The following is a 26571-nucleotide window of genomic DNA, read 5'->3' on the forward strand; positions in this document are numbered from 1 at the left end:
TATGAAGCTTAAAAAGATACTCATGCGCAATCTCTCTCTACGTCTACTTGCTCTGTTTTCTCTAACCTTTATTACTTCCTTAGAAGCTAGAGATCTATCTTTCCCCTTCATTATCCCTTCCTTAGGTCTTCCCTCTTTCCCTGATTCTTTAGAAGCTTATATGGAGGAGACAAATTTATTAGGAAATACACGTGGAGCAACTTCCCTTACTTTAGATGGTTATCAAAAACTCATAGCCTCCGCACAACTAACAATTTCACAAGGCGCTGTTTTAGATTGTCACAACTTAGATATTTGCAATACGCAAGGCCCTATGATCTTTGTAAACAACAGTACACAAAAAGCAGGGGGAACATTTTTTGCAAATAAATTGCAGATATCTGGTAACAATGGCTTTATTCTATTTTCCAATAACTCAGCAAGAAATAGCTCTACCGATATCAACGCTAGTATATTTTCTTTGGCAGGAGCTATACGAGCAGACCAACTTGGAATAACTAATAACAAACAACCTGTTTATTTCTTAATGAACTCCTCAGTTACTGATGGAGGGGCTATACAAACAACAAATACCATCACGTTATCAGATAATAAAGCGCCATGTCTCTTTTATAGTAACTTATCCCTATGGGATACGGGTAGAGGTGGGGCTATACGAACAAATAGTTTCGAAAGCTCGAAGAATACTAAAGACATTTTATTTATTGATAATCGTGCAGGAACAGGTGGAGGAATTGCTTCATACGGTGGTTGTACTTTTTCTAACAATCAAGGAAATATCGTCTTTTCAAATAATGTATCTTCTAATCTAGGCGGAACAAATAATTCTAATGGAGGCGGTATAACAGCTAACTCTTTAGGATTTACTGGAAATTCTGGAAAAATCATTTTCCAAAATAATTCCTCCACAGGATCAGGAGGAGCTGTTCAATGTAGCTCTTTAAATATTAGCGAAAATCATGACATATATTTCCTTGATAATTCTGCAGAAAAAGGCGGAGCTATAAGCAGCGGATCTCTATCTATATCTGCAGATTACGGCAATGTAACTTTCAGCAATAACCTTTGTCTTCCTGTTAGTGGGGATATATATAGAAATGCCATAAATGTAGGAAATAACTCTAAAATAGAGTTAGGAGCGAAATACTCCCGAGCTATTCTTTTTTACGATCCTATAGAACATGACGGTACGGGATCTAGTATAGTCATCAATCCCCATAGCGATCATCAAGGCTGTGTGGTTTTTTCAGGAGCTACTGTCTACGAAGATCTGAAAACAGAGAAGAATCTGTTTTCACAATCTAAAACTAAAGTAGAGCTTAAAAATGGGGTTCTTGCCATCGAAGATGGTGCAGGAATAGCTACCTACCAATTTGAGCAAACCGGTGGCAGGTTATGCCTTGGAAGCGGAGGAACTCTCGCAGCAAAAGAACAAAGTGATAGTGTGAAAACTGCTACAGCGACAATAACAGATCTTGGTCTAAACCTTCCTTCACTACTTTCAGGATCACAACCTGCAAAATTATGGATCTATCCTTCAGCTACAACAACAGCTGGGGCCACAACAACATTTGCAGAAAATACTGCAGCTTCCATCACCCTATCGGGAAATCTTACACTAACTGATGAAGAAGGCAATAACCCCTACGATACTCTAGATCTATCTCAAGGTAGGAATCATATTCCCCTACTCTATCTTTGTGATAATACGGCTTCGAAAATTACTTTAGACAACCTCAATGTCAATGCGATTAATGATACAGAGCATTACGGTTATCAGGGATTATGGGCTTTAAAATGGGAAGCTAAGACAACCGTCACAGACAGTACCTCAGCAGATAAAGCCAATACTAATCATAAATACCTGTATGGAGATTGGACACCAACGCACTACCTCCCTAATCCAAAATACCAAACAGTACTTGTTGCTAATGCTCTTTGGGAGACTTTCTATACAACGATGTCAAGCATGCGCACGTTTCCTGATATCATGGAAATTCCCGCTATCTTTGAACTGCAAGGACAGGGATTGATAACATCGATTCATCAAGACAATCGTCTGAAGAAACCTGGATTCCGCATGGAATCCTCAGGATATGCTGTAGGCACATCTTCAGTAAAAGAAACACAACAGAGAATCTCTTTTTCCTTTGCTCAGCATTTTGCCCATCTTAAAGAAAAGGAATCAGAAAATAAGCTTTCTTCGAAAAACTATGTTGCGGGTATGCAGCTGCGCCTTCCTTGGTTTGATAAGGATGTAATTACAACCACAACATTGATTTATAACTATGGCTCTCACAAAACAAAACACAACTATAGAAAAGAGAACAAAATCTCTCGTGGAGATTTCTATAGCCATAGCTTTGCAGCATCTTTCAACACCACATTTGAGCTAAATCCAATTTATGAAGGTTTTGACTGTGCTCTATTCATAGAAGCTATGGCCTTTAGAGGATCATTATCTAGTTTCTCAGAAATCGGAGATTATGCAAGAAGCTTTGCGGTTATTCATCCACTATATAATGTTACCCTACCTATGGGGATTCTCTGCCAATGGTCACATGATGTACATCTTCTATCCTCTTGGAAACTACAACTTGCCTACCATCCTGTGATCTATAGACACTATCCTGAATTGCGCACTACACTATTAACAAGTAAGGGATCTTGGGAATCCGAAGGTACTCACGTTGCACGTAATGCACTAGCGTTTGCTGTAGGCAATGAAACCTATCTATTCTCAAATCTAAAAGTCTTTTTAGATTACCAAGCGAATTTCTCTTCTTCTACATTCTGCAACTATCTAAAAGCAGGTAGTACCCTAGAATTTTAAGAAATGCCAAACTTGTTATAAGAAAGTATTATCTATCCTAAATGAAAAAAGGGCATGGGATCTCAGAAATCGCTTATGAAGTAAAAGTTAATACTTTCTAAATTCTCATAATAACACAGACATCTACTTCACAAAATACACAATAAAAACATTCATTTAGAAAGAATAAAATATAATCTATGTATTCCCAAAATGTTTGATTATCTGTAGATTATTTAGAGTAAATCCCCCATCTCGATTATACGATACTCTAAATACTACGGGGATTATGTTCGCAATCTACATAAGCCCCGAGAGAATGATATGGGATCTAAATTAACGAAATACTTCACATCTATAAGTCTTACTCTTGCACTGTTTAGCAATGCATATGCTGATGATGCAACTCAAACCTCTACAAATCCAACAACTAAAGAAATCGAAATAAAGACAGATCGCAAAGGGGATTTTGTAGGGAATATCTTTTGGCAATCTACCTACGCTGCAACATCTGGAATGAATGCATCCAGGTTATCTTTAGAATCTCTAAGTGATAAATCCTTTTATTTTGATATTGAAGGTGGTGCTTTAGGTCTCTGTCTTTATCAACAAGATATCGGGGAAAAAGTAGGATTCCATATGGATGGTACAGGATACTATACTGGTATCTCCTTTGGATCTCCTTCCCTTTACAAAATTGGTTTTAAATTTGCTTCCCAGCATACCAATGCTAATGCTAATATTGGTCATAATGAAGTAGCATCAGATTATTTATCCTTAGGAAGTTACTGGGAAATCCATTGTTTTAAAGGGAAATTTATCCTATCAGGAAACTATCTCTATACCCAAGGTCTTCATGAGCTAAACTATACTCATCGTCAACTTTTAGGAGCTTGCTATGGCTCATTCGAAAGTCAAACCGTAGGTAGCGCTCTCTCCTTTTACTTCCCTTTAAAGGCTAGAACAAATGATCGTTTGACTATCATTCCATTTTTCCGCTATCAAGCCTTTATCTCAAAACAAGATAGCTTCACAGAAGACGGTGCTCGCGTACGTACTTTCGTAACACCTGATGATCTTGTTGATGTCAGCCTACCCTTCGGATTGCATAATAAATTAGCCTTCCATGGATGCTGCCCATCCATTTGGGAATTAGAAGTTGCTTATAGACCAACACTCCTAAGAAAAACACCTTTAGTGGGTTCCGTATTAGTAGCAGATAACGGCTCTTGGATTTCTTCACCTACAGATGTGAACTATCATGCTTTTTCTATAAATCTTAAAAATGAAACGCGATTATTCAAACATCTACATATAAACTTTGATTATCAATGTGATATCTCTTCATCTACATGTAGCCATTACATACTGGGTGGAGGGAAACTCTCTTTCTAAAACTATAAAGATAAAGTTTAGGAAGCTCTCAATCTGCTAATTTATTTTTAAAAATAAACGATATTAGAAGGTTTGTTTTACTAAAAACAAACCTTCTTCATTTATAGAATAATATTAAAGAAATAGCCTTATATTCTAACAACAAAAGAAACTGGTACTTATCTTTTTATATCTACAATATCAGCAGTAAATTCGTATAGAAATTCTAGACAAAGATAAAAGAAGTATTTTATAGGAGGGAAAACCATATCATAACTATGTTTTTTTTCAGATATGTCTCTAAAATCTCTTCTTTATTCTCTCATCTTATCGACTTGTGCTCACAGCATTATCTATAGCAACGACATTATGATACCTTCTGAGGGGATCCATAAACAACTTTATTATTTAGATTTTGCATTAACTCTTATAAATCAAGCTCCTTTACAAAAGAATTATGGAGTATTGCGTAGTCCTTCAGAAGACATTGTCATCTCCTATGATAAGCAACCTAAAGTATTTATATGCCAATCTAATGTAGATAATGGTGGTGTGATTAGTTGTAGATCTTGCAATCTTACAAACAATACCCAACCTATTTTCTTTGGAGATAATAGAGCCACTGATAACGGCGGAGCAATCTGTTCTACTGAACACGTAATAGTCTCAAAAAATTCCCAAGTAATTTTTTATCAAAATAGTGCTTTCAGTCAGAAAAATCCTTCTAGAGACACTGCGGGAGGTGCTATATATACGAAAAATTTTGAAGCCACCTTTAATAATAAAGAAACATTTTTCATTTCTAATTTTACTAAAATGAATGGTGGCGCGATCTATTCATCAGAAACATGTAAATTTACCGATAATTCCTCCTCTTTACGCTTTGAAAACAATAGAGGTTATCACCTAGACGGACTCGGGGGAGCTATTTATGCAAAATCTTGTGAGTTTTCTCGTAATACTGGAAAAATTCTCTTTGCTGGAAATAAATGTGGAAAGGGCGGGGCTATCTATTCTACTGTTTCTACAAGTATTGCCGATAATCGTGCTTCTATTACTTTTTTCAATAATGCTGCTTGTAATGGGACGCCTTATGCTCAGGGAAATGGTGGGGCAATTAATAGCACTACAACAATCATAATCGAAAACAATAAACAAGCTATTATGCTTGATGGCAACTCAGCAGCTCATGCTGGAGGAGCTCTATCCTATCAAAACTTAACTATCCAAGACAACGGGCCTATTTATTTTTTCAATAATACTGCTTGTTGGGGAGGTGCATTTTATGGACAAACAGAAAACGGTTCCACCGTGCTATCAGCAGATAATGGTGATATAATTTTCAATAATAATATCGCGATAGATAGAAATGGTGCTTCTCGATCAGCCATGTATTTCTCTAGCAATCACACATTATCGTTAGGCGCGGCTAGCAATCAACGTGTATGCTTTTTCGATACAATAGATACTAGCAATGTAAGCTCTTTTACTATTAATCCTGAAGCTAAACACACGGGAGCGGTAGTATTTTCAGCAGCTCACGTTCAACCAAATTTAACTACAAATCTAAAAAGTATTCAAACTAGCTATAATGATGAGCTCAGAATCAAACATGGTATCATCTCTGTCGAAAATGGTGCGCAGTTATCAGCCTATAAAATCACTTCCGAAGCTAATACATATTTTTGCTTAGGCAATAGTGCCGTTGTTAAAACTCAACAGAAAAGTGATTCAATAAAAGACAGTAGTTTACAAATAAAAAATATAGCAATTCTTCTCACAGAAGTCCTACAACCTAAAGCTATTTCTCCTATGCTCTGGATTTATCCAGGGGGGGGGGGGGGTAGGTACTCTCCGAACTCTGATGCAAAAATTTCGGTATCAGGCTCTCTAACTTTATGGAATGAATGTTATTGCGATCCTTACGATGGCATAGATCTTTCTGAACCTATTGACGGAATTCCTCTCCTACATCTTTCTGAACCAGAAAATAATCCAATAACAGTTGATGATTTTGATATTCAATCGATAAATTCTCATCAACATTACGGTCATCAAGGAATTTGGACTCCGTATTGGGAAGAAATCACAACACCATCTATTACGACATCATCAGATACAACAAATTCGAAACATCGGTACCTCTATGCTAATTGGCTGCCCACAGGTTACATAGTAAATCCACAACATCGAGCAGATCTTGTAGCCAATACACTTCGGCAAACAGCCTATAAAGCAACTACTTTTTACCCTTCCCTAATAGATAGCAACCCATCCTTTTATCTACAAGGTCAGGGATTAGGAATGCATACATACCAAAAAGATAAAAATGGAATTTTAGGATTTTCTTCTAGTTCTTTAGGATATAGTGGAGAATGTCTTCTTTCCTCAAAAACCAATCATAAGTTCTTGCTCACATTCTCACAAGTGATTGGAGAAATAAAAGAACACATATCAACAAATAAAATTAGCTCTCACAACTACCTAGTAAACCTATCTTTGCAAATGCCCTGGTTTAATGAACATCTTATAACTACAGCCTCTTTAGGCTATTGTTATGGGGATCATCATATGCAAAGTTTTTACACACAAAATAAGAAATCAGAAACACAATTCGAAGATCATGCTCTAAGTGCACGTATAAGTTGTTATCTTTATGAAAAACTTTCTCTTTTGAATCATTACTTTACACCATTTATTCAATTAAGTGGTGTACGTGCAGAACAAACTAAAATCAATGAAACTGGAGATTTCCCTAGGAAATTCTCTAACAAGCATCCCATGATTGATGTAACTCTACCTATAGGAATTCAAACCTCTTGGGCACCTAAAACCCATCTACCAAGCTTCTGGGAAATCCAACTCGCCTATCGGCCTTCAATCTATAGACAAAATCCGAAAATCCTTACCACACTACTAGCAAGTAACGGATCTTGGATATCTTCAGGATCTTCAGCAACACGACACAGCTTACATGCTGAAGGAAGAAACTCCGTTTATCTATTTCATAATATAGTTGCCTTCTTGAACTACCAACTAGATCTATCTTCATCTACGACGTCTCACTATATAAACGCCGGAAGTAGAGTGGTGTTTTGATAAATTATGAACTTGAGAAAACTCGCTATGAAACATAAGTTTATTAACAATCTTATTCTCTCAACATCTTGGTTGGCTTATTTTTATAGTATAGATGCTAGAGAAGTGATTGTTCCTTCCCCAATGCCCTCTGTGGAATACTTCTACATCCCTGAATCTATAGAATTACTACTGCAGGGAACAAACTTAACTGGAAAGACACGTTCTTCTGATTCATTAACATTACAAAATTATGAAGAGATCTTTTCTATTTCCCAACTCTCTAATGATTCAGCGGGAGCATGCTTAAAGTGTAATAAAATCTATATTCAAGATACTCAAGGTTCTATTATTCTAATTGGCAATATCACCCCACGTTCAGGAGGCGGAGTCTATGCTGATAATAACTTAGAGATCAGAAATAATAATAAATTCATTATTTTCTCAAATAATCTAGCTAGAAGTACGGCGATTGAAGTTCGTTCAAATATGGGAGGGGCTCTGTACACGAGATATCTCGATATTACAAACAACAAAGAGCCTATTTATTTCCTTAGAAATGCAGCTACTTCTAATGGCGGTGCCATCATGGCAGGGAAAACATTTAATTTATCTGACAATCTATCTTCCTGTATTTTCTATGATAACGAAACCTTATCGGATGGTTCAGGAGGCGCTTTAAGATTAGAGTATTTCAATTGTAAGAGGAACTACGATGACATACTTTTTATTAACAATCAGTCAGGATCTGGAGGCGCGATCTCTTCATTATATGATTGTCATTTCTCAGATAATCTAGGAAACATTATTTTTAAAAATAACATAGCTTTTTCCACAGGCAATAATAATATTTCTGGTGGAGCTATAGAAGCAAGAACTATTACCTTAGAAAATAACAAAGGAATAACCTCTTTTCATAATAACTCTTCCGCGGTCTATGGTGGAGCTTGCAAATGCGTTAAATTTATTATCCGCAGCAACAATGATGTCTATTTTACAAATAACTCTTCTCAATTAGGAGGAGCTATAATCGTTATAGGCAATGGCTGTAGCGTTGATTTATCTGCAGACAATGGAAATATCATTTTCAATAACAACTTATCTCTATCCTCAGCAAATACTATCTATAGAAATGCTATTCACATAGGCAGTAGCAACTCTACCTCTACCCAATTTGGAGCAAAAATAGGACGGCATATCCTTTTCTATGATCCTATTGAACATAACCTTCCTACATCCAATAATATGCTCATTAATCCTAATAGTGAGGATCAAGGTTGTGTTATCTTTTCGGGTGCTACAGTTATCGATGCTCTTAAAACAGAGGATAACTTATTTTCAAAATGCAAAAACACTATAGAGCTTAAAAACGGTGTTCTAGCAATTGAAAATGACGCGGGGATTGCAACATTTAAATTTGTACAAACGGGAGGGCTCATTTGTTTAGGAACAGGAGGCACACTAACAACAAGAGAAAACGCTAGTAATAACCAAGCTGCCGATCTGCAATTAAATAATCTTGGATTAATCCTTCCTCAACTACTTTCAAGTAAGGCAAAAGCAGCAAAATTGTGGATTTATCCATCCAAAACCACACAAAATTCCACTGATTCTTTTCAAGAGAACACACAAGCATCAATCAGTGTTTCCGGCGATCTAATACTAGCTAACGAAGAAGGATATAGTCCGTATGATGATACGGATCTCTCCAGCGGTATTACACGAATACCTCTCCTGTATCTTTGCGATAATGCAACAAAGAAAATCAATATTGATTCCCTAGATATTCATGCTATCAATCGAAACGCTCATTATGGCCATCAAGGACTATGGTCTCCCTACTGGGAAGAATACACAACTACTGCTGCTAATACTTCTGTAGATACTGCTAATACTTCCCATCGTATACTCTACGCCGACTGGACACCTACCGGCTACATTCCTAATCCAAAGTATAAAACTCTTCTCATCGCCAACGCTCTTTGGGGATCTGTCTATACCACACTATCAGGAATGCGTACTCTGCCTTCTCCAGTAGCTAATCCCAATTATTTCGAAATCGGTGGTCAGGGATTACTCATGGCTGTTCGTCAACGTAATCGCTTAGGTATACACGGATTCCGCATGGAGTCTGCAGGTTTTGCAGCAACGACATCGACTGCGACAGAGATAAATCACGGGATCTCCTTTGCATTTTCTCACCAAATATCTCACATCAAAGAGCATACAACATCCAATACAGTCTCTTCGAAAAATTACTTCGGAGGCGTGCAACTGCGTCTTCCTTGGTTAGCAGACGCTGTAGTTACCACGGGATCTCTATCTTACAATTATGGAGACCACACAGCGAAGCATTTCTATACAGAAGATAACAAGGATTCCGAAGGGTGTTTTTACAGTCATACATTCGGAGCTCGTCTGAATTTCATGCTAAATCTCAGCCCCATAAATAACGCTTTTTCTGTATCGCCATTCTTAGAAGCTTTAGCCTTCAGAGCTACGCTTTCAAGCTTCATAGAACAGGGAGATTTTGCACGAAAATTCTCAGTAAATAGACCTTTAGAAACTATCACATTGCCTATCGGATTGATCATGCAATGGGCACGAGATGTACACTTACCAACGACTTGGCAAGTACAGCTTGCTTATCATCCTGTTGTTTATAGACACTACCCTAAGGTTTTGACAACACTACTGGCAAGTAGTGGTTCATGGCCCTCATCAGGAACACCAATCACACGCCACGCTTTCGCTTATAAAATAGAGAATGAAACTAAAATCTTCTCTTACTTGAAGATCTTCCTCAACTATCAAGGGGAGTTTTCCTCCTCTACCTTCTCTAATTACCTAAAAGCAGGAAGTGCCCTAGAATTTTAAGAAATATGGAGAAATTCGAGATCTTTGAAATCTCATAATAAACTGAAGCTGATGAAAAATATTAGAATTAGAAAGACTATGACTTAAGAAACACATCTTTATATTTCCAGCATGTTTTGTTGTTAGTAGATTGCTTAAAATCAATCTTCTATCTCTAAAACATCCACAATTCAAGAACAAGTCACGCATAAATACTGAGACTATCACGGATTTATAAAACCCTAGACAATCTTATATTTCTTCGCGTATAGGGGCGGCTATGTGTGGTCTCAGATCTTTATTATCCCAGTATGCGCCCCTACACCTATCCATTTTTATGCTTAATTAGCCTGAGTATTTGCTCTCAGAAAGTAGGCTGTCTTGCCAAAGAAAAGAAAGTATGCTCTTTCCATGAAATTACTGAAACTGGTCATATCTGCCCATGGTCAAGCCCTTATGGAATTGATCAAATTCTTAAAAGATCTCCTATGTCAGTCGGAGAGCTCCATAATCAAAATGCTGATATAGATATCACTAACCAAAAGTATTTTTGTGTTAATTATCAATATAATAGAGGAAGCGGTGGAGCTGTTACAGCTCAAACTTTAAATATTACGAAAAACATTGGTCCTATAATTTTTAGAGAAAATATCACCAATGACAATGGCGGGGCTATTTCCTCAACCAATTGCAACATTACATACAATAAACAAGCATGTTGTTTCATCAACAACATGGCTAATGTCCTTATTGATCAATCCAATGTTCGTTCTGGTGGAGCCATTAAATGTTCCCAACTCGTTATTTCTGACAATGTTGGACAGTGTCAATTTTTAAATAATACAGCTTCTCTATCAGGAGGAGCAATTAAAACTGATAATGATGTCAGTATCACCAATAATTATGGCGAAATAATTTTAAGGAACAATAAGTGCTTAAAAGAAGATAGTTATGGGGGTTGTATACACAGTGCTAATTGCTCTATTACATCCAACTATGCTCCCATAACCTTAATAGATAATCAGGCTGGTTGTACTGGCGGCATATACGTTACAGGAACTTGTACGATCTCTCATAACTCAGGTATTGTTAAATTTCTTAATAATAGTTCGACACGCCAAAACAATCCAGCCGGCGGTGGAGCTATTTATTGTAACACCTGTACAATCACTAATAATCCTCAAGGCTTGATTTTTCAGAATAATACTTCAAAATGTAATGCAGGCACAATCTATGCTCAAGATCTCACTATCAAAGATAATGGACCCATTTTATTTATAAACAACTCTTCGACATGGGGAGCTGCTATTCAAAATCGTGGAAATACATCGAACTTTTATCTGTCAGCTGATCTTGGCGACATCGTATTTAAAAGGAATTTTTGTTTTAACTCTTCGGGAAGTTATAGAAATGCTCTCCACTCGACCCCTAACTTAAATCTACAGATAGGAGCAAGGCAAGGTCATAGCGTTAAATTTTATGATCCTATTGAAAACGGGCACCCCTCATCTTCAGTTCTTATATTTAATCCAGAAAGTTATCACCTAGGAACCGTATTATTCTCTGGAGCAGATGTATCTCCAAATAATACTAATTTTGCTGATCTCCAGAGTCAAATGAGAAATATATCAAAAATTGCTCATGGGGTGCTTGCTGTTGAAGATAGAGCAGCATTAGCTATTTATAAAATCACTCAAGATGAAGGAACCTTACGCCTAGGGAATAGCGCAGTTATTACTACTATTAAAAATGCCACTAGCAACCAACAAACAACGGTCGGGTGCACGCTCACGATTACTAAACTTGCTTTAAATCTCCCTTCTATTCTTACTAAAGGTGCTCAAGCTCCTAAAATCTGGATTTACCCTTCTGTTAGTAGCAATAACTATACAGAAGACGATAACCCGACAATTACTATTTCTGGACCTCTAACCCTATTAAATAGTGATAATGAGGATCCCTACGATTCTTTAAATCTCTCCAGCGGAATCACACGCATCCCTTTTCTTTATCTTTGTGACAATACAAATAAGAAAATTACTGTGGACGATCTAAACATTGAAGCCATCAATGATAAACAACACTACGGCCATCAAGGGGTTTGGTCTCCCTATTGGGAAGAATATACAACAACGACAAATTCTTCATCCGATCTAACAGCAAACACACATCATAAATACCTCTACGCAGATTGGACCCCTACGGGTTATATCCCCAATCCAGAATATCGCGGTGATCTCGTTGCTAACGCTCTCTGGCAAGCCGCGTATAACGTAATCACTGGTCTACATAGCCTAACCCCCCCCAACGCAAGTCGTACAGGAGTTGCTGGAGGTGGATCAGGTGCGTATATCTCACAGAAGACTCGCAACTTAAAACCTGGATTTGATTTATTCTCTAGAGGTTATTCTGCTCAAGCTTCGCGTTCTACAGATACAAATCATAACTTCGCGTTAAATTTCTCTCAGTTCTACAGTGAAATAAAAGAGTCTAAGTCTAAAAACAAAATCTCTTCTAACTGTTACTTTGCTGGAGCACAGCTACAAATCCCCTGGTTTAATGAAAATATCCTCTCGTCAGCATCCTTAGGTTATGCTTATTCACACAGCCGTGCAAAAACGAAAAATCAAACTACAAATACAAATTCTGAAGGGCATTTCCACGGACATACTTTAGGAAGCGAACTTTGCTGCATGCTTCCTGAAGGCAATATCTCGAATTTACAATTCCGTCCTTTCGTTAAAGCTTTGGGCATACATGCTATTCAAGAAAGCTTCACAGAAACTGGAGAACAAATCCGCAGTTTTGAAACCAAAGATCCCTTAATTAACGTAACATTACCTTTGGGACTCTATTGTTACACAGAACATGAAGCTAATTTAAAGATCAGCTGGGAAATTCAACTTGCCTACACCCCGACTATCTACAGACAAAAGCCTAAGATCACCACTATACGATTGATAAGTCAAGGGACATGGATCACGTCAGGAACACCTGTAGATCACCATGCAGGCTCTATTTTGGTAAAAAATACTACAGCTCTATTCAATACTATGAGTCTGAGCATTAACTATCGTGGAGATTTTTCAAAATCTACACTGTGTAACTTTCTAAACATAACGAGTGAAATCAAATTTTAGATTTAGAAAATAAGTACCTCTATGAAAATACAGTCCTCCTCTCTCTTCAGCGCTTATCTTCTGACCTCTTTATTAGCTTGCTTATCACTTTCTTTAGATGCATCCACAAAAAAAGCTACATGCCCATTTCAAAGCTTTGGCTATGAACAGCTTCTTTGTCCGGAAATATTCTCTGATATTTCTGAAGAACAAAATACCCTTGAAGGACTTACACGTTCAACAGGTGCTGTTACTGTTGAAAACTATAAAAATATTATCTGCTATCAGCAAATTTCTAATAAAAGTGGTGGGGTTTTCGATGCTGCCTCGGTAATTTTACAAAACATTAAAAATGACGTGAAATTCATCGCAAACATAACAGGAAATAAAGGCGGGGTTATCTATACTACAGGAAACTGTAGCATTACTCAAAATCTAGGAAAACAATACTACATTAGCAACCAGTCTATCGCTCCTGCTAATGTTAGTAACTCAACAAACTATGGAGGAGCTATCTGTTGTGGAGGAGATCTTGAGTTATCTAAGAATCGTGGGGCTATTTGTTTTGCTTATAATACAGCAAGAATTCGTGGGGGGGCTATTTCCGCAGATGGGAATTTTAAGATAACAGGAAATTCAGCTCCTATTCTGTTAATGAACAATTTAGCCTTTCATCTTGTTTACGTAAGTAACGGAAATAGAACAACAAACGCACAAGGCGGAGCAATTTATTGTCAAAATTGTGAGATTTCAGACAATTCTGGGCCTATATGTATAACTTCTAACACATCTCCTGTTGGCGGTGCTTGTCACGCAACTTCTACTGTCACAATTAAAAATAATTCTGATTTGATTTTCTTCGCCAATAACTCTGGTGTATGTGATCGCCCTCTAGGAGCGATAAGCTCTGGAGGCGCCGTCTCTGCTTCAACTATAAACATAGAGAACAATTCCGGTCCTATTTGCTTCAACAATAACATCGTAGATCGTAATGGCGGCGCCTTATGGTGTCAATTTTTAACTATTAAAAATAATGGGCCTGTTCAATTTATCAATAATCGAAGTAAGTGGGGAGGAGCCTTCCTCATTAAAAATAATGGGACTTGTGATCTATCCGCAGATAATGGGGATATTATTTTTGATAGTAATTGTGGAATTGGGAGTAGTCAACTGTATAGAAACACCGTGCACTGTACGACAGGAACAACTTTAAAAGTTGGTGCAAAAAAAAATTACTGTGTGAAATTCTACGATCCTATTGAATGCGTTTACCAATCTCCATCAGTCACATTTAATAATGAAGATTATCACCAAGGAACGATTTTATTATCCGGGGTATTTGTTCCGGATTCTTTCAAAGGAGAAGGGAACTTCATTAGCTATATAAGAAATCCGATAACTATTAAATACGGAGTTCTTGCAATTGAAGAGCGAGCAGGACTGGCTGTCTATAAAATTACCCAAGAAAAAAGTACATTACGCCTAGGTAATGGCGCAGTTGTCAGAACAAATATAAAAGCTGAAAACACCTCAGGAAGCAATCCCCCAGCTCAAACAAGCAACGGTTCTGCTCTTGATATTAAAAGCCTTGCTCTAAATCTCCCCTCTCTGCTTCAAAAGGGAGCTCAAGCTCCCAAGATTTGGATCTATCCTACAAGTTCTACAACTAATAATACGACCACTTATACCGAGGATACTAATCCGACCATCACGCTTTCCGGCCCTCTACAACTATTTAACAGTGATAACGAAGATCCCCACGACTCCTTAGATCTATCCAGTGGAATTACACGTGTTCCCTTCTTATATCTTTGTGATAACGCAACAAAGAAAATTACAGTCACAGATTTAGATATCGAAGCTATTAACAATACGAAACGTTATGGCTATCAAGGAGTCTGGTCTCCATATTGGGAAGAATACACGACAACCACCAATTCTGCTTCACCAGAGACAGCAAATACTTCCCACCGTATACTCTACGCCGATTGGACACCTACTGGCTATATTCCTAATCCAAAATATAAAACGCCTTTAGTAGCAAATGCCCTCTGGGGATCTGTCTATACTACACTTTCAGGAATGCGTACTCTGCCTTCTCCAGTAGCTAATCCTAATTATTTTGAACTCGGCGGTCAGGGATTACTCATGACTGTCCATCAACGTAATCGCTTAGGAATTCGTGGATTTCATATGGAATCTGCAGGTTATGCAGCGACCTCGTCGGCTGCAACAGAGATAAACCACAGGATCTCCTTTGCATTTTCTCAGCAAATGTCTCACATTAAAGAGCATGCAACATCCAATAAAGTCTCTTCGAAAAATTACTTCGGAGGCGTGCAGCTGCGTCTTCCTTGGTTAGATGATGCTTTGGTTACTACAGGATCCTTAGCCTATAATTATGGAGACCATACCACGAAGCATTTCTATATGGAAGATAGCAAGGATTCCGAAGGGTATTTTTATAGTCATACGTTTGGAGCTTCTCTAAATTGCACTTTGAATCTTAGCCCAATTAATAATGCTTTTTCCGTCTCCCCATTCATAGAAGCTTTAGCCTTTAGAGCTACCCTCGCAAGCTTCATAGAACAGGGAGATTTTGCACGAAAATTCTCAGTAAATAGACCTTTAGAAAGCATCACATTGCCTATCGGGGTGATCATACAATGGGCACGTGATGTACACTTGCCAACGATTTGGCAAGTACAACTTGCCTATCATCCTGTTGTTTATAGACACTACCCTAAGGTTTTGACAACACTATTGGCAAGTAGCGGTGCATGGCCTTCCCAAGGGACACCAATCACACGCCATGCTTTCGCTTATAAAATAGGAAATGAAACTAAACTCTTCTCTTATTTGAAGATCTTCTTAAACTATCAAGGAGAGTTTTCCTCCTCTACTTTCTCTAATTACCTAAAAGCAGGAAGCGCTTTAACCTTTTAAAATGCATAAGGCTATAAAGAGATTTTATAGCCTTTCACCAGCACATCTTGATGTCTTACTGCTTATCCTTACGTTGATCTCTAAAAATTCTTGCCCTCTCTTGTACTAGTCTCATCATTTGCATCATTCTACCACTTCCATAAGGAGTCTCTGGGGGGGTTTGCAAAGGAGGAGGCACAGGCAAAGGACGGTTAGTGTTAGGATCATAGGGTCCTTCAGGTCTAGGGGGTAAAGGACGATTAGCTAAAGTATCAAGAGCTGGAGGTACGGGAAGAGGAGGTAAAGGACCACGATTTGTAGCTCCCTCTCGTCTCATTCTAGTTTCCTCAATTAACAGATCAATTTGTTCTGAAAAAGAAACTGCTCCTATGCCATTTCCAAATCCTGGGGTCACTCCAAGAGCAAATCCTAATTGATTATCTGGAACCATATAGCCATCATCATAAATCTCATTAAATATTTCGGGACCAGCTCTTGGCGTATCATAGATATTATCCTGATCTCCTCTTATTGAAGAGCTTATCGGGGAAGCACCAGGACGTGGCATATCATAAATATTGTTGTCATTATCACCACGTTTTATGGACATTCTATTTTGAGAACTTGGAAGATCATAAGTGTGTTCTTCATCATCTTCTTTTTTACGACGACTCCCTCTTAGCTGATCATATATAGATCCGCCAACGTTACGATTTCTATTTGCTCTTGTATAAAGACCTTCGGGATCAGGACGTCCTGCCATATTTTCATAATCTGTATCATTTGGATGGTTGTCCGGCAAAACAGGACGCATATCCTCATAGCCAGTATTCCCATATGGCAACCAGCTAGCACCGATTATCTCGTATGTCCCTTCATGGCCATCGACTAGAGTTTGTACAATTTCATGACCAAAATTTCCGCGAACATCGGTAATATAGACAACCTCAGGTTGTCCATTTACCCAAGCGTTCACCATGGAATCAGGAATTGTAAGAGTACCCGGATCATAAGGATCGTCTGAGTCGGTGTGTTTTTGAATAAATCTTGCGACTTCTTCAGCATACGCATTGTCTCCGGGAAGGAAGCTATAATAACCTCTCCTACGAACGCAACAGCGCTTTACAAGCTCACCAAGAGATTGCAGTCCTTTTCTTACTAAACGCGCTAGAGCCACTAAGTTAAGTTTAATAATGGTAAGTATATTGATAATTCCTTGACGCAACTTCTCAAGAGCAGCTTTAATACGTTCTCTTAATGTAGGTGTTACGCTTTCGGATATTCCTGCATCAAATTGTAAACGCAGTTTATTAGCTTCTTCTAATACTCTTTTTGCTTCAGGACTAATCTCTCCTAAAATACTATCGGCATCATCGCCCCTTCCTACGTCATCTAAAAGTACTTCTTCAAATACACTGGATAAATCTGTATCCATATCTAAAAATACAGCTTCTCCAACGCCATCATTGTACTTTTTAGAAGAAGATGTTGTTATATTGATAGAATCATCTAACGGATTTAACCTATCTGTAAGTGAGGTTGCTCCGGCACTTAACATCTTATTAACATGAGCTTGATACGTATCGCGGTACTTTGTGAATTCCTGCTGCTCTTTTTTATTGTCCGTTTCGGCAATCATCTGATCATACATTCTGACCATATCGACTAACTCACCAAGAGTCATACCGATCATTCCATCCACAGGCTCTTCTTGTTTCCTAGTGGCATAATCCCACCAACCACGAACACGAGCTGCAAATCCACTAGCACCAGATCTCCCTGAGGATGTAGAAGCTCTGGAGTTATCTTCTGTATCAATATCTACTAGACGCCCTACAGGAACTTCATCAGAAACATCCGTAACATCTGTATCTCCAGTATCTATATCTACTGTTGTGTCTGTAGCGTCTGTTGAAAAACTATCTTGAGAACTTTGATTCCAATATGCTTGCATTGCTCGAGCTTCAGGAAGACGCACTCCATGTTGTTGATATCCCGGAATGATAGGTGAGGAAATTTCCATAGGCTTTTGAGTTTCTTTACTCTTTTTCCCACCTGTGAATATCCCCTTAACAGCTGACCATATACGAGAAAAGAAGCCAGGTTTTGATGTCCCCTCTGGAGAAATAGATGATTTCTGAGCCTCTTCTACCTCATCGGGAGTAAGCACTTGAAAGCCGCTCTCCATGAGCATACGAGTTCTTTCTTCTATTGAACTTTCACTACTCGAACTACCTGATCTAGAGCGATTACCATCCCCATAAACTATATTATGGCCCCCGAAACTGGCTGATCCAGATTTTTTATCGTCATCATTGCCATGAGGAGGGATTCTTCCTGACCCACCGCCACCTCCAATTCCGCTTACCCCAGCCATATTCGCGCCTCTTTTATATTAAATCTAAAAAAATTACATTGTTATAATTTAATTTTATCAACTTTTTAAGAATTAACAAAACAAAGACACTATATTTATTTTTAAACAATAAAAAATATAGAAGGACTACCTATTTACAATAGTAAAAGGAAATGACTTAGTGTATTTTAACGCAATCCACAGACAACCAATAGCTTATTCTTCAAAAGCATCGGCAAATACGTCGTCATCTCCAACCTCAAGATCAAAATCATCAAAGTTCGCATCAACAACGAGATCCTCTGTGGAGATTTGTAATTTTCCGGAAATGTCATTTAGATAGGTTCTTCGTGAACGTAAACGCTCTCTTAACATAACTAACTGATCATAGAGCCATGCCGTGAGTTTTTGTAAATACATAGCAGATCCAATAGTAACTAACGTAGAACCTATTGCCAATACCCCGGCAATAATAGGAGCTAACGCAGGAATGAGAGTAAGAAGCATGACTCCGACACCTGCGGCAATAAAAATCCCCGCAACGATAACGCTATTAACACCACGACCTTTTTCAAAATCTGCGATTTCTTCACGAATAGCACGATCGGTTTCGAGAATCGTATCTTTGCCAACATGTAACCAAGCTTTATCAATATCTGTCTTAGGAAGATCTGAAGCATTGGCTATGCGTTTTGCAAATTTTGCTTTTGCCCTGGCTTCTTTCCAACGTAGTTTAGCAATGCTTAATCGGGACTTACATTGAAATACATTGTAAACCAAACCTGAGGATGCCATAGGCAACACTGTAGAAGCAACCGAAGAGCCTACAGCAGCAATAAGAAGCACTTGTAATGCTGGTAGCCCAGCAAATCCTGCAGCAACGACAGCAGCTAATCCTGCAAGTACAAGTAACATAGATAAGGCGAATATCACCTTTTGTCTGGGAGTTAGGGATAAACGTTTATCAATTTCCTCAGTGGTGATTCTCTTATTTTCGAAAATCTCTTCGGAATTCTCAACAAGAGTAATCTTTTCTTCTTCTACTTTAATCTTATTCCTAGAGATTTCTTCTAAAGGCTCTTCAACAAGCTCTTTTACTGCAATATCTTCATTACGAATATTTTTTAATCCTGTATCAGCAAAAAGCATCTGACCTTTTTGCGCTTCTAAAAAGCTTTTCCATTTCCCTACACTACTATGCAATAACGTCTGAAGAATTAATCCTATTCCTATGGAAACAAAAGGAGGAGCAAGAACAATCAAAGCTGTAGCAGGAGCTCCCCCCAAAAGAATAGTACCCACAATAGCAAGGGCCACCCCTAAAATCACAAAACCCGTACCTATCACCAAAAGACTTAAGCTAATACGATGTAATTTCTTAGCCTCTTGCATAATCTCTATACGCGATAAGGGCTCTCCAGAAGCAGCTTTTTCAGAACGAGAAAATTTTACATATATGTAATGCGTGATACTTGCAAATCCCGACTGACTACCCTTAGAATACGCAGCTCCCCCTAAATTCCCAACAACCCCTCCGTATCCTCCGGGAATGAAACTCGCCCCCACTTTCATGGCCAATCCCAATCCAGTAAACCCAAGTCCTATACCTGCAGCACTTTTTAACCTCTGCCTCTCTGACATTTTAGGAGCAAAAAGATCTCGAACCTTATTAACAACGTTTTTCATAACTGCGAAGCCACCGAGAGACACCCCAGATAAAGCTAACGCTAATACAATACCTTGAGGAACTCCAGGAGCTAAACATGTCAAAGCTACAACAACGATAACCATAGCTAAGGCAAACACCATCAATCCCGCTAGCAACCCTACAGAATGAGAAAACCTCCTTTTATCCATAGTCGTATCTTCAATACGCATAGGACGGTGTAGGTGTGCACCTACCGTATTACCCTGAGATACTTGAGGGGAAGCTCCCGCTCTTATAAGCCCGGAACGTCTATGATCATCGCCTGGAACTTTAGAAACTGACATAAATTAAAAAACAAAAAATAAAATTCGTTGTTAATTAATTATAATCACAAATTCAGATATCAAACATTGATCAATTAATTAAATAAAACACAACAAAATCAATGAAAATTATTTAAAAATAAAAATATCTTATTTTGAAAAGCTAACTTGAAAAATTAGAGTTGCTAGAGGGGGGAGCTCTATATCGATTCCCCAAGGGAAATTATGATCTATACATAGCACAGGTAAGCGATTGCCTTTTCCTGAGCCACCAAAACTTATATCATCGCTATTAAAGAGCAACTCACATGTTTTAATACCTTGGGAATGTAGAATATAGGAAGGAAAATATCCCGAGCTGAAATGATGAACACATAGTAAAGCACTACTACGATCCTCTCCTGAAAATCTGTAATAGGAAATCACATTATTTTCGGTATCTTTAAAATCTACCCAGAGGAAAGACTCTTGTTTATCATCTCCTTGCCAAAAATAAGGAAGAGCACAATACAAGGTGTTCATTTTTGCTACGCATGCGTGTAAAGATGCGTGATAAGGATTGTCTAGTAAATGCCAATCTAAAGGGCTATCAGGAGACCACTCTCTCCATTGGGCAAATTCCCCTCCCATAAATATAAGTTTTTTCCCAGGTTGACATATCTGATAGCTTAGTAACAAACGCATATGAGCAAATTTCGTCCACGTATCTCCAGAGATTTTTTGTAATAGACTTCCCTTACCATGAACAACTTCATCGTGGGAGAGAGGTAGAAGATATCTTTCGTTAAAAGCATACCACAGACTAAATGTTAGATCATTATGATGATAAGAACGAAATAAAGGATCCACTTTGATATAGCGAAATGTATCATGCATCCATCCTAAATTCCACTTATAATCAAACCCTAAACCTCCAGAATTTATAGATTCTGTAACCTTGGGAAAATCTGTAGACTCTTCGGCAAACGTCAACACTCCAGGAAATTCCCTATGCACTACAGAATTAAAATGCTTGATAAATTCAATAGCATCGAGATTTTCTTTTCCTCCATAAACATTTGGGGACCACTCCCCCTCTTTTCTTCCATAGTCTAAATACAGCATCGATGTCACAGCATCCATACGTAAACCGTCGATATGCATTTTATCTAACCAAAACAAAGCGCTTCCTAAAAGGAAGTTTACAACCTCACTGCAGCGATAATTAAAAGTATAAGTATGCCAATGAGGATGTAGGGGTTCTTTATGATCCACACACTCATAAAGAGCCTCTCCATCAAAATAAGCTAAAGCAAAAGAATCTGTAGGAAAATGACCTGGCACCCAATCTAAAATCACTCCAATGCCTTCACCATGGAGATGATCAACAAAAAACTGAAAATCTTGGAAAGATCCGTACCGCCATGTAGGCGCATAATATCCAGTTACCTGATAACCCCAAGACTCATTTAAAGGATGCTCTGTGATTGGCAATAACTCCACGTGCGTATAGTGCATGTCCTTACAATATTGAGACAATCTCTTCGCTAATTCTCGATAACCTAAAGGTCGCCCATCATCCCATTGCCAAGAACCTACATGCACCTCATAAATAGCTAAAGGTTGGTCTCTTGTATTACTACGATTTTCCATCCATTTTGTATCGTGCCATGTATAGCGATCGCTATTTACAACTTGCGATGTAACTTGGGGAGGAATATCAAAACCTTTCCCGTAAGGGTCAGTTTTAATAAGAACCTCTCCGGAAGCACTAACGATTTCCCATTTGTATAGCGTTCCCTCATCAAGACCGGGAATAAACAACTCCCAAACTCCAGAATCAGAAACCTTACGTAAAGGATTAACTAAACCATTCCAAAAGTTAAAATCTCCAACTACAGAAACACGTTGTGCATGTGGAGCCCATACAACGAAAAGAACTCCCCAAATCCCTAGAATATCACAGGGAATGGCTCCCATGTGCTCATAAATTTTGTAGTGCGTACTCTGATGAAATAAAAAGGAGTCCATCTCTCCCCATAAAGGAGAAAAAGCGTAGGGATCGTGAGCTAGTAAGCCATTTTGATGATAAATGCGATAATCGTGGGGAACTATTCCTTTAGGAGTAGCTAGGGAAAATATTCCCGAATGATGATGTGTAGCACGCTCAATATTGCCTTGAAGCTCCACAGCTACAGAATGTGCTCCAGGTCGGAAAAGAATGATTCTATCTTGTGAAGAACTCTCAGAAATAATCCCTAAAAACTTATGAGGATTACTCTCCCTACCAGAAATTAACAAGGAAATATCTTCAGAGTTTAAAATCCTCTCGACCATTGGGAAACTAGCTTACTTATGGAAACAATCCCATAAATACGTAGTTCCTGCTTTTATCTCCATACTTTCTCCTAAAGAAATCTTAGAAGAATTTACTAACTGTTTCTTTTCCCATTGGCGTAAACGACAATGGGATAATTCTGGAGAAAAACCCAAAAGCAAAGATGTTGCTTCCTGAGCATGCAAACACACACGACGGATTGTCTTTTTACTCCATTCTAAAGAGAACTTTCCTATTCCTTGAAGATAGACATTGATAAATCTTCCACAGGGAAACTCTGGAGGTAGGGAGGGAAGGATTTCCACGATCTCCTTATCGTACAAAATAAAGAGATCACATAGCATAGACATAGTGGAGGAAAGTAATGCAAAAGGAATATTCTCACGTTTATTTTTTTTAGGAAGTTCGTCAAGAATTCCCTGATATTCAGTATCGTATACCCTAGGCAAAAGATTCTCAGAAAATCCTGCAAGATATAAAGAAGATAATGCCGAATAGATCTCCGTTTTCCTTCTTGATTGAATCTTTTCGTAAGCATCAACGAATAAGATCCCACTTCCCTTCTTTAAATACTCCTCATCTCTTGAAGAAGCGGGAGTAAGAGAACTAAGTCGTAGCAATAAAGGAAGAACCTCTTTTAGATCCCTGCGATGGCGAATCTTATGTAGATCTGCGTGTTTATGTACCCCTAAAGAAAGTAGCGGTTCTGCGGAATCTGCACAGGGTAGCTGCCCTTTCAAAGAATCTACCTTTTCCCCGGAAGGAAGAATGTAGTATTTATACTGCTCAGAAGCAATAGCTAAGCCTCCACGATGCAAATCTTGGAAAACAGCAAAGCGTTTTAAGGGTCCCCGAGCGTCTACGTAACCTTCATTAAGAAGTTCATGAGAAGCAGAGAATATACGCCATAATGTAGGGAATATCTGAGCATAAAGCTCAGATCCTGGAATGGGCATAAATGTTCCTGGAATCAACGTATAAGGCTTAAAACTCTGAGTTATTTTAATCATACACGTTTTCCTTTAAGTGTATCTTCTTCAACAGCATCTATATATATATCTACTAACGTATTCACAGCTACATGAGGATCCGCAGGAAAACCTACCATATCAAAATAGGGAGAATGACCGTAAGCAATGCCCCCATCAATTCTTTCAACAAGTACAGAAAGCGTTTCTCCAATACGCTGTGCCATCTCCTTACGGGCTACTTCTTTTGCAACCTGAGCAAGACACTTCTTTCTTTCATTAATTACAGATTGGGGCAGTTGAGAAGAGAACGTATAGGCCTTTGTTCGTTCTCTAGGGCTGAAAGGAAAAATATGTACTTTGATAAAACCAACATCTTCAATAATCCGTAAGGTATCTTCAAAATCTTGATCTGTTTCACCTGGGAATCCAACAATTACATCTGTCGTGAAAGCATATTTAGGATCCACAGAACGCAAAGCATCTACACAATCTAAAAAATCACTTCTTGAATATTTACGATTCATGCGTTTTAAAATTGCATTAGATCCCGATTGCAAAACAAGATGCGAAGAATGACATGTATGTCTTCCTGAAAGTAAAATATCTCTAAGATCTTCCTGAACATCTTCGGGATCTATAGAAGAAATCCGTATCCTTTCTATACCTTCAATCTCATCTACCCGACGGATAAGATCCGCTAAAGACTTTCCCTCATCTTGATAATCACCAACATTAATGCCAGCAATTACAACTTCTCGATATCCCTGAGAAACTAGTCCAGAAATTTCCTCGAGGATTTCCTGAATAGGTCGCGAACGTGACCTACCACGTAAATAAGGAATAATACAATACGAACAAAAGGAATTGCACCCATCTTGAACTTTAATAAAAGCTCGAGATTTCCCTTCAAAACTACGAATACGAAACTCAGGAAGATCTTGAATAGAGGGAAAAATCTTCTCCATTAATTGATGTTTTTCCTTATTGGACACAAGAAGACACTGCCTTTCTAAAGAATTAAAAAATTCTTTATCAGCCTCTCCTAAACAGCCTGTGACGACTAAGAAAGCATCGGGATTTTGTCTACAAACTTGACGTACAGCATAACGTCCTGAACTCTCGGCAGATCCTGTAACAGCACACGTATTGACAATACATAGGTCACAAGGAACCTCGGGGTCGGTAATTTCGCGATAGCCCAGGAAATTCAGCTGATCTCGATAACTTTGAATTTCATATTGATTTACACGACATCCTAAACAAACAAGTTTAAACGTTCCCTTTACTTCTACAACTGTCATAAGTTTCTAGCGAGATCTGAAAAAATAAGAAAACAGTATTCTAAAGTATCCCTACTTTTACTCACTAATAAAGATTCTCTTTTTCTTATTAGCCTGTAAAAAACTTCCTAGTATAAAATCTAATCTTCTTTTTTCTTTTGAGAAGAACGAGAAATAAACGGTTGGTACTTTTTCTCCAATTCTTTTGGTAGATAGCTCTCTACAATTAAAATATCATCTTTACAACGATGTGAAAGTACTAATCCTGCATCATAAAGCTCGGTAAACTTCCCGTAGTCTTTATAAGAAAATCTTAATGTCACCTCGGGGCATCCTTCGGTAATAATGTCGGTCATTGCTTCAAGAAGATCTTGTATTCCCTCTCCAGTTTTTGCAGAAACTAATACAGCACGTGGGGATAACAAACGAAGCTTCGTAGATGCTTTCCCATCAGGAAGCTCATCGACCTTATTCAATACTGTAATGATTTTAGGATGATCGATTCCTAATTCTTGTAATATTGCTTTTGTTGTCTCTATATGCTCAAAAGCTAAGGGATGTGATGTATCGACAACATGAAGTAAAACATCTTCATGTAAAGCAGCTTCTAAAGTACTTTTAAATGCTGCAACGAGAGTGTGAGGCAATTTACGGATAAAACCTACTGTATCTGTAACGAGAACACGCTGACCACTGGGAAGAATACATCTACGCGTTTTAGGATCTAAGGTAGCAAATAGCTTATCCTCTGCATAAGTTTCTGCAGAGGTTAAAAGATTCAATAACGTGCTCTTTCCAGAGTTGGTATAACCAATCAAAGCAAATGAAGGAATTCCTCGTTTTTCCTTAGCTTTGCGACGCTCTTTTCTTTGCTTTTCTACAGATTTAAGATCGGAAGTCAATTTGTGAATTCTTTCACGAATCATCCTTCTATCGAGCTCAATTTGTTTCTCTCCTTCTCCTTTAACGAATCCTCCGCCACTACCGCCTCCAGATTTTTGACGTGATAAGTGGCCCCACATTCTTTTTAACCGAGGAAGAAGATAACGTGCGCGGGCTAATTCTACTTGAAGTCCTGCTTCTGCTGTAAAAGCACGGCTAGCAAAGATCTCTAATATCAACTCTGTACGATCTAAAACGACAAGACCTAAACGTTTTTCCAGGTTTCTCTGTTGTGAAGCAGTAATTTCTTCGTCAACTATCAAGGTGCCAATAGTAGGAAATGCGTGTAAAATCTCCTCTACTTCTAAAAGCTTGCCTTCATTTAAATACGTCGAAGATGATGGCATACGCAAAATCCACGAACGTGTTTCCAACACTGTGATATCGCATGATTCAGCAAGAGAGACTAACTCCTCGCTATGTTCTTGAACATTTTTTTGATCAGCTTTTCCTGTATAACAAGAAACTGCTAAAGCTTGAGAAGGATCTTGCTCTTCTCTAGGAAGAGAAAAACGCCATCCTAACGCACTTTCACGACTCTTTTTCTCTTCTTTAGGCTTTTTTTTCATT

12 protein-coding genes are annotated in these 26571 nt (G+C 38.2%); 6 read left to right on the forward strand and 6 right to left on the reverse strand.

Annotation, left to right across the window (positions count from 1 at the left end; translation table 11 throughout):
- Position 1: 1 nt before the first annotated feature.
- From O1W70_RS01500 to O1W70_RS01525, 6 genes are all read left to right on the forward strand, one after another.
- Complete coding sequence (locus tag O1W70_RS01500) at positions 2–2833, forward strand: polymorphic outer membrane protein middle domain-containing protein (protein WP_213240471.1); 2832 nt, start codon at positions 2–4, stop codon at positions 2831–2833.
- A 303-nt stretch (positions 2834–3136) separates the two neighbouring features.
- Complete coding sequence (locus O1W70_RS01505) at positions 3137–4207, forward strand: autotransporter outer membrane beta-barrel domain-containing protein (RefSeq protein WP_213240469.1); 1071 nt, start codon at positions 3137–3139, stop codon at positions 4205–4207.
- Between the two features lie 348 nt (positions 4208–4555).
- A complete protein-coding gene (locus tag O1W70_RS01510) occupies positions 4556–7285 on the forward strand; it encodes a polymorphic outer membrane protein middle domain-containing protein (protein WP_375797253.1) in 2730 nt (909 codons plus the stop codon).
- Positions 7286–7312: 27 nt separating this feature from the next.
- Positions 7313–10141 carry a polymorphic outer membrane protein middle domain-containing protein gene (locus O1W70_RS01515; protein ID WP_375797254.1) on the forward strand — a complete coding sequence of 943 codons (2829 nt, stop codon included), beginning with the start codon at positions 7313–7315 and terminating at the stop codon, positions 10139–10141.
- 263 nt (positions 10142–10404) lie between these two features.
- Positions 10405–13260 carry a polymorphic outer membrane protein middle domain-containing protein gene (locus O1W70_RS01520; RefSeq protein ID WP_375797255.1) on the forward strand — a complete coding sequence of 952 codons (2856 nt, stop codon included), beginning with the start codon at positions 10405–10407 and terminating at the stop codon, positions 13258–13260.
- Positions 13261–13281: 21 nt separating this feature from the next.
- The gene (locus O1W70_RS01525; RefSeq protein WP_375797256.1) at positions 13282–16185 is read left to right on the forward strand and encodes a polymorphic outer membrane protein middle domain-containing protein; all 2904 of its coding nucleotides are present in this window, start codon (positions 13282–13284) and stop codon (positions 16183–16185) included.
- Positions 16186–16240: 55 nt separating this feature from the next.
- On the opposite strand, the gene O1W70_RS01530 is transcribed toward O1W70_RS01525, so the two are convergent.
- The 6 genes from O1W70_RS01530 to hflX form a co-directional block, all read right to left on the reverse strand.
- Entirely contained in the window at positions 16241–18541 is a 2301-nt protein-coding gene (locus tag O1W70_RS01530) for a hypothetical protein (RefSeq protein ID WP_375797257.1), read from the reverse strand.
- A 195-nt stretch (positions 18542–18736) separates the two neighbouring features.
- The gene (locus O1W70_RS01535) at positions 18737–20512 is read right to left on the reverse strand and encodes a hypothetical protein (protein WP_375797258.1); all 1776 of its coding nucleotides are present in this window, start codon (positions 20510–20512) and stop codon (positions 18737–18739) included.
- Positions 20513–20641: 129 nt separating this feature from the next.
- Positions 20642–22807 (reverse strand): 1,4-alpha-glucan branching protein GlgB, encoded by a 2166-nt coding sequence (glgB, locus tag O1W70_RS01540; RefSeq protein WP_375797259.1) that lies wholly within the window; start codon positions 22805–22807, stop codon positions 20642–20644.
- Positions 22808–22819: 12 nt separating this feature from the next.
- Positions 22820–23818, reverse strand: a complete 999-nt coding sequence (locus tag O1W70_RS01545; RefSeq protein ID WP_375797260.1) for a hypothetical protein — start codon at positions 23816–23818, stop codon at positions 22820–22822.
- Positions 23815–25080 carry a tRNA (N(6)-L-threonylcarbamoyladenosine(37)-C(2))-methylthiotransferase MtaB gene (gene mtaB / locus O1W70_RS01550; RefSeq protein WP_375797261.1) on the reverse strand — a complete coding sequence of 422 codons (1266 nt, stop codon included), beginning with the start codon at positions 25078–25080 and terminating at the stop codon, positions 23815–23817. The genes O1W70_RS01545 and mtaB overlap by 4 nt, the downstream gene beginning before the upstream one ends.
- Positions 25081–25199: 119 nt before the next feature.
- A complete protein-coding gene (gene hflX, locus O1W70_RS01555; RefSeq protein ID WP_375797262.1) occupies positions 25200–26570 on the reverse strand; it encodes a GTPase HflX in 1371 nt (456 codons plus the stop codon).
- Position 26571 lies beyond the last annotated feature (1 nt).

This window comes from Chlamydia sp. 16-02 (assembly GCF_042235055.1).
Lineage (GTDB): Bacteria > Chlamydiota > Chlamydiia > Chlamydiales > Chlamydiaceae > Chlamydia.